The organism is Nonomuraea sp. NPDC005650, from assembly GCF_040605375.1.
Classification (GTDB): domain Bacteria; phylum Actinomycetota; class Actinomycetes; order Streptosporangiales; family Streptosporangiaceae; genus Nonomuraea.
Window position 1 is genome coordinate 134715 of record NZ_JBEXCR010000021.1, and the last position, 10955, is coordinate 145669.

7 protein-coding genes are annotated in these 10955 nt (G+C 74.1%); 4 read left to right on the top strand and 3 right to left on the bottom strand.

Going from position 1 to position 10955, the window contains the following annotated elements; translation table 11 throughout:
• Positions 1-18: 18 nt before the first annotated feature.
• Complete coding sequence (gene menC, locus ABZS69_RS33675; RefSeq protein ID WP_355379390.1) at positions 19-1119, bottom strand: o-succinylbenzoate synthase; 1101 nt, start codon at positions 1117-1119, stop codon at positions 19-21.
• 96 nt (positions 1120-1215) lie between these two features.
• Positions 1216-1743 (bottom strand): acyclic terpene utilization AtuA family protein, encoded by a 528-nt coding sequence (locus tag ABZS69_RS33680; protein WP_355379391.1) that lies wholly within the window; start codon positions 1741-1743, stop codon positions 1216-1218.
• Positions 1744-1955: 212 nt separating this feature from the next.
• Between ABZS69_RS33680 and ABZS69_RS33685 the strand changes: the two genes are divergently transcribed.
• Genes ABZS69_RS33685 through ABZS69_RS33700 form a run of 4 tightly spaced genes read left to right on the top strand, consistent with a single transcriptional unit; the run spans position 1956 to position 9968 of the window.
• Positions 1956-4805, top strand: a complete 2850-nt coding sequence (locus ABZS69_RS33685; protein WP_355379392.1) for an AAA family ATPase — start codon at positions 1956-1958, stop codon at positions 4803-4805.
• Between the two features lie 29 nt (positions 4806-4834).
• Complete coding sequence (locus ABZS69_RS33690; protein WP_355379393.1) at positions 4835-4975, top strand: hypothetical protein; 141 nt, start codon at positions 4835-4837, stop codon at positions 4973-4975.
• Between the two features lie 55 nt (positions 4976-5030).
• Positions 5031-8858, top strand: coding sequence for a S8 family serine peptidase (locus tag ABZS69_RS33695; protein ID WP_355379394.1), 3828 nt, complete (start codon positions 5031-5033; stop codon positions 8856-8858).
• Positions 8859-8894: 36 nt separating this feature from the next.
• Positions 8895-9968 carry a hypothetical protein gene (locus ABZS69_RS33700; protein WP_355379396.1) on the top strand — a complete coding sequence of 358 codons (1074 nt, stop codon included), beginning with the start codon at positions 8895-8897 and terminating at the stop codon, positions 9966-9968.
• Here ABZS69_RS33700 and ABZS69_RS33705 read toward each other — a convergent pair.
• Positions 9965-10948: a Xaa-Pro peptidase family protein gene (locus ABZS69_RS33705; RefSeq protein WP_355379397.1), complete on the bottom strand. Its 984-nt coding sequence runs from the start codon at positions 10946-10948 to the stop codon at positions 9965-9967. The two genes, ABZS69_RS33700 and ABZS69_RS33705, sit on opposite strands and share 4 nt — an antisense overlap.
• Positions 10949-10955: the final 7 nt, after the last annotated feature.

A 10955-nucleotide genomic window follows, 5' to 3' on the forward strand; every position in this document is an offset into this window, starting at 1 on the left:
GGAACCACCTGCCCGAGCTCAGAGCGTGATCCACTCCGTGCTCGTGGTCACCTCCTCGAGCACCTCCGGGATCGGGTTCACCCCCAGCCCCGGCCCCGCCGGAACCTCCAGGTGGCCGTCGGACAGCTCGAACGGCTCGGTGATGTCGGTGGAGTAGTAGCGCCGCGACCCCGACGTGTCGCCGGGCAGGGTGAAGCCCGGCAGGGCGGCCAGGGCCACGTTCGCCGCCCGGCCGAGGCCGGTCTCCAGCATGCCGCCGCACCACACGGCGATCCCGTTCGCCCGGCACAGGTCGTGGATGCGCCGGGCCTCCAGGTAGCCGCCGATCCGGCCGGGCTTGATGTTGACGATGGAGCACGAGCCGAGCGCGATGGCGGCGGCCGCGTGTTCGGCCGACTCGATCGACTCGTCCAGGCAGATCGGTGTCGTGAGCTGCTTGGCCAGCCGGGCGTGCTGCACGAGGTCGTCGTTGGCCAGCGGCTGCTCGATCAGCAGCAGGTCGAACGCGTCGAGCCGGGCCAGACGACGGGCGTCGCTCAGCGAGTAGGCGGCGTTCGCGTCCACCTGGAGGAGCAGGTCGTCGCCGAACCGCTCGCGCACCGCCCGGACCGGCTCGACGTCCCAGCCGGGCTCGATCTTGAGCTTGATGCGGACGTACCCCTCGTCGAGGTAGCCCCCGACGGCGTCGAGCAGCTGCGGGATCGAGTCCATGATGCCGACCGACACCCCGCACGGCACCCGCGTACGGGAGGCGCCGAGGAAGCGGGCGAACGACTCGCCCGCCGTTCTCAGCTGCGCGTCCAGCACCGCCGTCTCCAGAGCCGCCTTCGCCATGCGGTGGCCCTTGATCGGCTCCAGCGCGCGGCCGACGTCGTGCACGTCCAGGCTCTTCGGCAGCGCGGGCAGCAGGAAGCGGCGGATCACCTCGGCCGCGCCGTCGGTGTACTCGGAGGAGTAGAGGGGCTCGCCCATGGCCACGCACTCGCCCCACCCCTCGGCGTCCGGCGTCACCACCCTGACCAGCAGGACGTCGCGGGCCGTCTCCGTGCCGAACGACGTGCGGAACGGCGCCACCAGCGGCATCGCGATCCGCCGCAGCTCAACTCCAGTGATCTTCACGTTCTCTCCACTACGTAGTAGAACCCCACGACCGGCCGTTCCCGGGGGCAGCGCCGCGCAATCCCGCGGTGTGCCGGCTCCAGGATCACAGACCGGCTAACGGGGCGTGATGAGGAGCCTGCTGGGGGCCTCCTGGCTGAGGCGTACCGACTCCAGGGGGATCGTGAGCTCCGGGGTGCGGTAGCGGGCGGCCAGGCAGGCGCGTACGGCCTCCGCGCGCATGTCGCCGTCGAGCGAGCTGCGGCCGTCGCGGCGGATCTCCACCGCGCACGGCCCCGGCTGCGCGGCCATGACCAGGCCCGCCACGGTCGCCCCGGCCAGCGCGCCCAGGTCGCCCTCGGTCCAGCCGTAGTGCCACCTGCCCGCCGCCACCACCGGCGCCGCCGGACAGCAGTCCGGCGCGGTGGCCACCACGTCCACCCCCTGGAACAGGGCCTCGGCGATCTCCTCCGCGCACCTCGCCACGAGGCTGCCCACGCGCAGCCCGGGAAAGTCCGGCATCGGGCCGCCCGCCCCGTAGATGAGCTTGATGCCCGTTTCGAGGGGCTCGGGACCGCCGTCGCGCCAGCCGCAGACCACCACGTCGCGCGACCCGGCAGACCTCCATGTGCCGATGCGCAGCATATTCCTTGGGCTACCCTTTGCCGCGGATCATCACACACCGTCACGGACCGTGGCTGTGCTCAAGAGGGCGCATCGGTAGCCCATGTTCATCGGAAATTCACCTGGAATGATCGCTGGGCGGGTTTTGTGGGGGTGTGAGGATGACACCGCCGCATGACTCGTCGGATCGCCCGCCGGTGAGGGCGGCGCGGAGCGCTGCCGGGAAGCGGGTCGTGTCGCCGGCGCTGGTCGGGCGCGTCGAGGAGCTGGCGACGCTGGTGGCGGCGGTGGCCGGCCCGCCGGCGGTGGTGTCGGTCGAGGGCGAGGCGGGGGTCGGCAAGACCAGGCTGGTGTCGGAGCTGCTCGGCCGGCCCGAGGTCGCCGGCCGCCGGGTGCTGCTGGGCCGGTGCCACCGGTTGCGCGAGTCGTTTCCGCTGGGCCCGGTGATCGAGGCGGTGCGCGGCATCGGGGACGGGCTGCGGGGGTTGCGCCTCAGCGGAGTGGCCGGAGCGTTGCGCCCGTTGCTGCCGGAGCTGGCGGAGGTGCTGCCGGCCGCGCCCGATCCGCTGGACGATCGGATGGCCGAGCGGCACCGGGTTTTCCGGGGCCTGACGGATGTGCTGGTGGCGGCTTCGCCGGCGGTGCTGGTGCTGGAGGACCTGCACTGGGCGGAGGAGCAGACCACCGATTTCGTGGCCTATCTGCTGGGCGATCAGCCGCCCGGGCTGACGGTGGTGCTCACGTACCGGGGTGAGGAGGTCAGCGCGGCGGTGCGGGCGTCGACGGTCAGGTTGCTGCCCGGCACGAGCCAGGCCCATCTCGTGCTGGCGCCGCTGGACCAGGACGAGACGGGCGCCCTGGCGACCGTGATCCTGGACACCGAGCGGGTGTCGGACGAGTTCGCCCGCTACCTGTGGGAGCGCACCGCCGGGCTGCCGTTCGCGGTGGAGGAGGTGCTGGCCCTGGTGCGTGAGCGCGGTTCGCTGGTACGCCGCGGCGACCGCTGGACCCGCAGGGTGCTGGAGGAGCTGGAGGTCCCCCGGAGGGTCCGGGACTCCACGCTGGAACGGATCGCCCGGCTGCCGGTCGGCGCTCACCGGCTGGCCGAGGCGGCGGCCGTGCTGCAGACCCCGGTCACGCTGGCGGTCCTGCTGTCCGCCGCCGGGGACCCGGGCGGGATCGAGGGGCTGGAGGAGGCCATCGGCTCCGGCCTGCTGGTCGAGGACGGCCCGGCCCTCGGGTTCCGCCATGTGCTGGCGGCGCAGGCGGTCTACGAGACGCTGAGCGGTCCCCGGCGGCGCGAGCTGCACGGCCGGGCGGCCGACGCGTTGCGGGCCCTCGACCCCGTCCCTCTCGGCCAGGTGGCCCATCACCTCAAGCACGCGGACCGGCTCGCCGAGTGGGCCGAGGCCGCGGAAAAGGCGGCCGGGCAGGCCGTCGCGCTGGGGCACGAGGACGAGGCCGTCCGCCTGCTCGCCGACGTCGTGCGGCACGCGCCGATGACGGGCGAGCGGCGCGGCCTGGCCGCGGTCAAGCTCGGGTGGGCCGCACTGGACACGCTGGGCGCGCGGGAGGTCATCGAGTTGCTGGACCGCGTCCTGGACGACGACCTGACCGGGCCGGTACGCGGAGAGCTGCGGTTCCTGGTGGCCGTCGCACTCGGCCAGGCGGGACAGGACCCGGCCCGGCAGCGGGAGCTGTTCATGGCCGCGATCGGCGATCTCCAGGACCGCCCGGACCTGCGGGCGTGGGCGCTGGTGGGCCTGGGCGTCACGCCTGGCCCGAACGAGCCGATCCGGGAGAACGTGCGGTGGCTGAGCCGCGCGCTCGAACTGGTCGACGAGGTCGACGACCGGCTGCTCGAGGTGTTCGTGCTGGGCAAGGCCGGCTCCGTCTTCCTGGACATCGGGGATCCGTCGTGGCGGGGCGCGGCCGATCGCATGCTGAAGATCACCGGCGGTTCCCCGCAGCAGCGTCGCGAGGCGAACGCCCACTATTCGGTCGGCATCTCCGCCTGTTACGCGGGCCATTTCGACATGGCCGAATCCATGCTCACCAGCGGGCTGCGCGCCTCGGCCGTGCAGCAGAACCGGCGGCTCGAGGTCATGCTCCGCAGCGGGCTCGCCCTGCTGCGGTACTGCCGCGGCAGCTGGACCGGATTGCGCGAGGAGGTCGACGGCCTCCTCGCCGACGTCGCCCACTACGCGCCGAGCCGCATGGACGTCGAGCTGGCAGGCGGCAGCCTCGATCTGGCGCACGGGGCGGTGGACCGGGCGGAGGAGCGGCTGCGGCGGGTCACCGAGCTGGCGGTGGAGATCGGGGCGTACGAGGTCGTGCCGGCGGCGGCCGGGGGATGGGCCCGCGCCCGGCTGGCCCGCGGGGACGCGCGGGGCGCGCTGCACTGCGTCCGACTGCTGCTGCGCGAGCTCGGCAAGTGGGGCTGCTGGCCCTCGGCCGGCGCGGCGCTGCCGTCGGCGGTCGAGGTGTGGGCGGCGGCCGGCGAGCACGATGAGGCGCGGCGGTTCGCCGAGCGGGTGGAGCGGGAGCTCCGGCACCTGGACGCGCCGCTCGCCGCCGCAGCCCTGTGCTATGCCCGGGGCGTGCTGGACGGCCGCGCCGGCGACTTCCTGGCGGCGGCCGAGAAGTACCGGAACGCCTCCGCCCCGTACGAGGCGGCGCGGGCGAGCGAACGCGCGGCCGGCCTGCTGCTCGACGGAGACGACCCGCGCGGCGGCGCGGTGCTGCGCGACGCCGTGGCCGTCTACGAGCGGCTCGGCGCGTCCTGGGACCACGGCCGGGCGGCCGGCGTCGCCCGGTTGCACGGGGTCGCGCTCCCGGCCCGCCATCGCGGTGGCCGCCAGGGTTACGGCGCGGAGCTGTCCCCCCGCGAGCGTCAGGTGGCGGAGCTGGCCGCCCGCGGGCGGACCAACAAGGAGATCGCGCAGGCGCTGTTCGTCTCGGCCAAGACGGTGGAGAAGCACCTCGCCGCGGTGATGCGCAAGCTCTCGGCCCGCTCACGCACTGAGCTGGAGCGCCTGCTGGGGGACACGGCGGGCAAAGATGGGGGATTCCCCAATAGCTAGCTGTTCGCCCGCTCTCGCATCGTGTCCGTGTGGAAGAGAGCAGATCACCGGCGCCGGACGACGAGATCGGGCCGGCCGAACGCGAACGCGATCGGGACGCGCCGCCGTCGGAGGAGCCCGAGGCCGCTGTGCCCGCCGAACCGGACGAGGACGGGTGGGTGCCGCTGTGAGCTGCCGAGAGAACCAGTCCTGACCGTGGATCACGCAAAGCACGAAAGGGTTTCCATGCGCGTTCTCCGTTCCGGCGCGCCCGCGGCGTTAGCGGGCGTGTTGATGGTCGCGGTCGCCGGACCCGCCGCGGCCGTACCCCCCGCCTCCCCGCCACCGTCGCCCCCCGCGAGTCCGGCCGCGGCCGAGCCGCCGGCGGACAAGACCTTCACCCTGCTGACCGGCGACGTGGTCCGGTTGCGGACCGCCGCCGACGGCGGCGCGATAGGTGAGGTCGTCAAGGATGTCGCCCCCCTGGGCGACATCACCTTCCAGCAGCTGAGCGGCGGTCTCTACGCGCTGACCGGCGAGACGCTCCGCCAGATCGCCGCGGGCAGGCTGGACCGCGAGCTGTTCAACCTGACGAGGCTCGCCGAGTACGGCTACGACGACGCGCACACCGGGCAACTGCCCGTCATCGCCACCTACGCGGGCGCGCAGGCGCGGGCCGCGCTGCCCACCGCGCCGCGGGGCACGTCCCGCAAGCGGGCGCTGACCAGCGTCAAAGGCCAGGCGCTGGCGGTCGACAAGAGCAGGACGACCGACGCGTGGGCGGCGCTCAAGGGCGCGGACACGCAGAAGATCTGGCTGGACGGCCGGGTGAAGGCGTCGCTGGACGTGAGCGTGCCCGCGGTCGGCGCGCCCGCCGCCTGGTCGGCGGGGCTGACCGGCAGGGGCGTGAAGATCGGGGTGGTGGACACCGGCATCGACCGGGACCACGCGGACTTCGCCGGCCGCATCGCCGCGTCGCAGAGCTTCGTGCCCGGCACCTCCTCCGCGGCGGACGACAACGGGCACGGCACCCACGTCGCCTCGATCGCGGCGGGGTCCGGCGCGGCGTCCGACGGCAGGTACCGGGGCGTCGCGCCGGACGCCGAGCTGGTGGTCGCCAAGGCGCTCGACGCCACAGGGTCCGGGGCCGACTCCGACATCATCGCCGGGATGGAGTGGGCCGCCAACCAGGGCGCCAAGGTGATCAACATGAGCCTGGGCGGCATCGCGACCGACGGGACCGACCCGCTGTCGCAGGCGGTCAACCGGATCTCGGAGGCCACCGGCGCGTTGTTCGTCGTCTCGGCGGGCAACGACGGCGACACCGACTCGCCGTACTGGATCGGCAGCCCGGGCAGCGCGGACCAGGCGCTGACCGTGGGCAGCGTGGACAAGACCGCCCCCTACGAGCGCAGCTGGTTCTCCAGCTGGGGCCCGCGGCTGGGCGACAACGCGGTGAAACCGGAGATCACCGCGCCGGGGGCGGCGATCGCCGCCGCCAGGGCGGCCGGCTCGAAGCTCGGAGGCAACGTCGGTAACGACCGGTACCAGTCGCTGTCGGGCACCTCGATGGCCGCGCCGCACGTGGCCGGCGGCGCCGCGCTGCTGGCGCAGCAGCACCCGGACTGGAGCCGCGGCCGGATCCGCGACGCGCTGGTCAGCACGGCGAACCCGGCCAAGGAGGGCGAGGTGACCCGGGAGGGCGGCGGCATGATGGACCTGGCCCAGGCCGTGGCAGGCGGCCTGACGGCGACCGGCACCCTGAACCTGGGCATGATCAGGCCGCCGTACGCGACGGCCACCGGGACCGTGACCCTGCGCAACACCGGCGCCGAGGCGGTGCGCGCCACCCTCGGTCTCACGCTGTCCAGGATGGACGAGAGGATGGCCAAGGCGACCCCGTTCGAGCCCGGCGCGGCGGTCACGGTGACCCCGTCGGCGGTGGACGTGCCGGCCGGCGGCACCGCCACGGTGACCGTCACGGTCGACCCGGCGGCGCTCGGACTCGGGGCGTACTACGGCTTCCTCGAGGCGCGGCACGGTGACACGGCAGCGCGGACCACGCTGGGCTGGACCAAGGACGGCGAGCGGGTCCGGCTGAAGGTCCGCGGCATCGACCGCGCCGGCGCACCGGCGCACACCACGTGCTGCTCGCTGCTGAACCTGATGGACCTGCAGACCGGCCAGGAGTGGCTCGGCCTGTACGACCGCGGCTCGGCGTACTTCATGGGGCTCGGCTACGACCCGATGCTGGTACGCGGCCGCCGGTACGCCCTGATGACCAACATCTCGGACTGGACCACGGAGGAACCGTACTCGAAGCTGTCGGAGACCATCGCCGGCGAGCCGGAGCTGGTCATGGACCAGCCCCGGGAGCTGGTCTTCGACGCGCGGAAGGCCCGGCGAGTGGAATACCCCACCCGGCGGCCGGCGGAGGCGGTCGACCGGATGGGCGTGCGCTGGGACCGGCGCGTCGGAACGCCCGGCCACGACATCGGCGTGATCGGACAGACCTTCCACGGCAACACCGGCCCGGCCGAGGTCTACGTGCTGCCCGGCACGACCACGGCCGTCACTGGCACCTTCATGATGGGCTTCGGCACGCAACTGGTCGCTCCCGCCCTGACCATGAAGGTCACCGGCCCGCGGGCGCCCAAGCTGAGCCCCGCCTACCCGCTGGAGTTCTCCAACGTCTGCGCCGCCGTCCCGCGCTGCACGGCCACGTTCCGGTCGCCCGGGGCGTACCAGGTGGTGGCCGCGGGCAAGGGCAGCCCGGCTGAGCTGGCCGCGGCAGGCGTCCGGGGCAGGCTGGCGCTGGTCGACGAGACCCTCGCCATCGACGAATGGGGCGCGACGACGCCGCTCGACCAGGTGGCGGCCGACGCCGCGGCGGCGGGCGCGGCAGGGGTGCTGGTCGCCGTGGCCGACGCGGGGCCGGCCCGCCGCGCCGTGGAGAAGCCGACCACCGTGCCGGTGGCGGTGCTCACCCACGAGGACGGCGAACGGCTGGGCGCGGCCGCCGCCAGGGGCCGGACCACCGTGGAGACCGGCGGTGACCCGGTCTCTCCCTTCCTGTACGACCTGTCCTACATCGTCAAGGACAAGATGCCGGCGGACACCGTCTTCGAGACGGGGCCGAAGGACCTGGCCACCATCACGGCCCGGTACCGCGCGGACGTCCCCGGCACGGTCTACCGCGTCGACGGCATCGCGCCCAACCACCTGATCAAGGCGGTCACCAAGGTCGCCGCCCCGTTCACCCGCACCGAGTACGTCTCGCCGGGCCTGCGCCGGCAGTTCGTCAGCCTGACGAGCGGACTCTACGAGCAGGGCAGGCGCGAGTACGCGGCCGGTGACCGGGTCACCGAGGACTACTTCTCCGCGCCGATCGCGCCCGGGCCCACGGGCACCGGGCCGAGCCTGACCGCGCAGGCGTACCCGCAATGGGGGTACGGCTACCTCTCGTTCAACCTTTACACGCTCCGCATCGGCAACGGGTACCACTACCTGCCTCAGCAGGCGCAGTCGAACATCCGGTTCCTGAAGGACGGCAACGTGCTCTGTGAGAGGCCGTACATCAGCAGTTGCACGCTGGAGACGCCGACGCCCGGCCGGTACCGGATAGAGCTCGAGACGACGCAGTCGATCAGGCCGCTGTCGACGTCGAGCCGCACGGCCTGGGAGTTCGCCGCCCGGCTCGACGGCCAGGGCTCGGACGAGGACGAGGAGGGCGAGGTCCTGCCCATGGTCGACGTGCGCTACGACGTGGGGCTGGATTCGGACAACACGGTCCGGGCCGGGGCTGAGTACCCGATCAGGCTCCTGCCCGGCCACCAGCCCGGATACGGCGGCGGATTGGGCAGGTTCACCGTGCGCGCCTGGGTCAGCGGTGACGACGGGGCCACGTGGACCGACCTCGGCAGCCGCAAGGTCCGCGGCGGCGCGACGGCCGGGTACGAGGCCAGGGCGCCGCGCGACGGCGCGTTCGTGACCCTGCGGGTGCAGGCCACCGACGCCGCCGGCAACTCGATCGACCAGACCGTCACCAGGGCCTGGAAGGTCGCACGGAGGTAGGACGGCGGCGGCGCCGTCCTGGCTACCCTTGCGTGGGTGGAAGAGGAGATCGCGCGCGTGCTCGGCGGCGGCGGCGACGCCGTCGTCGAGCCGCTCACGCACAACCCGCTGAACGCGGTGACCGGCGGCATCTGGCGGGTGCGCAGGGGGCAGAGGTCGGCGGTGCTCAAGGTGCTGACCCGCCGGAAGGAGGGCGGCGAGGGGTGGGGGCACTCCGACGACCCGCGCCACTGGAACTACTGGCGCAGGGAGGCCGACGTCTACGCCGACGGCCTGCCGGAGCTGTGGGCGGGCTCGGGGGTGACCGCGCCGAAGCTGCTGGCGCTGGTCGAACGCGACGACGGCGACCTGGCGCTGTGGACCGAGGACGTCGGCGGCACCCCGGCGACCACCTGGGGCCTGGAGCGCCACACGCTGTTCGGGCACCAGCTCGGCCTGGCCCAGGGGGCGGCGGGCGAGGTGGAGCGGCCGTGGGCCAGCCGGTCGTTCCTGCGCGACTACCTGGGCTCGAAAGCGGTCCCGTACGAGCTGCTGGAGGACGGCGCGGCCTGGCGGCACCCCCTGGTCGCCGAGAACTTCCCGCCCGGCCTGCGCGGGGAGCTGGTGCGGCTGCACCGGGACCGGGAGGAGCTCCTGGCCGTCCTGGAGTCGCTGCCGAGGGCGCTGTGCCACCTCGACGTGTGGCCGAGCAACGTGATCGGCCGCGACGGCGAGAGCGTCCTGGTGGACTGGGCGTTCGCGGGTGACGGGGCGCTGGGCGAGGACGTCGGCAACCACATCCCGGACAGCGTGTTCGACCTGTTCCTGCCCGCCGGGCTGCTGCCCGCGCTCGACGCGGCCGTCTACGGCGCGTACGTGCGGGGCCTGCGCGAGTCGGGCCGGCGCGGGGACGAGCGGCTGGTGCGGCTGGCGGTGTGCGCGTCCGCGGTCAAGTACGACTTCCTGGCCCCGCTGATGCTGGCCCGGCTGGGGGAGACGCAGCTCGACTACGGCGGTGCCAGGCCGGTGGACGCGGCCCGCCGGTTCAGGGAGCGGGGCGAGGCGCTGATGTTCCTGGCGGGGTGGGCGGAGGAGGCCCGGAGGCTGGCCGACGCCGTCAAGCTGCCCTAGCGGTCGAGGACGTGGAGGGCGTGCGGGGAGGCGCCCAGCGGCACCGGGCCGTCGTCCCCGCACACCACCACGTCCGCGACCCGTGCCCCGAACAGGTCGGGCACGTAGATGGCGGGCTCCAGGCAGAACACCATCCCGGGCTCGAACACCGCGTCCTCGCCCGGCCACGGCCCCTCGTCGTGCCCTAATCCGACGCCCCGGCCCACGTGCGCCGCGGCGAAGCGCCCGTACCCGCTGCCGTCGATCACCTCGCCCACGGCCCTGGCCACCTCGTCCACCGGCACGCCGGGCCGCACGGCCGCGAGCCCGGCCCGGTGCGCGGCCAGCACCACCGAGTACATCGCCTCGAAGTCCTCGGGCGGCTCGGCCACGGCGAACACCCCGGCCACCTCGGCGCAGTAGCCGCCCCACCGCCCGCACACCGACACGCCCAGCGCATCCCCGGGGTTGATCACGCGGTCCCCGGGCACGTGCGCGGGCCGCGCCGTGTGCTCCCCGGCCGCCACCCGCAGCGCCAGCAGCTCCTCGCACCCCGACTCGGCCAGCAGCACCCGCAGCCGGTACGCCATCGCCCGCTCGGTCGCCCCGAACCAGGCCAGCTCCCGCGCCCGCGCCAGCACCCCTTCCGCCGCGGCCACCGCGCGCCCGACGGCCTCGACCTCGTACGGCTCCTTGCGCAGCCGCAGCGGCCACAGCACCGAGGAGGCGGGCACGAGCTCGGCCTCGATCGCCAGCGCGAACAGCTCCCGCACCCGCATCTCCGGGTCCACCCCGACCCGGCGCGCCCCAGCGGGCACCACCCCGGCCGGATCGGCGGTCTCGGCCACCACGTCCTGCGTGACCACCAGGAACGCGCCCCCGAGGAAGGCCCCGAAGAAACGGGAGTCCGGCGAGGGCCGCAGCACCAGGGCCTCCACCCCGGCCTCGCCCATGGCGGCCCGCACCGCCGCCAGCCGCGCCGCGGGCACGGGCACTGGCACGGGGGCG

Coding starts and splice junctions, on each gene's coding strand:
- ABZS69_RS33680 (WP_355379391.1), bottom strand. CDS start 1,743: ATGCTGCGCATCGGCACATGGAGGTCTGCCGGGTCGCGCGACGTGGTG.
- ABZS69_RS33695 (WP_355379394.1), top strand. CDS start 5,031: ATGCGCGTTCTCCGTTCCGGCGCGCCCGCGGCGTTAGCGGGCGTGTTG.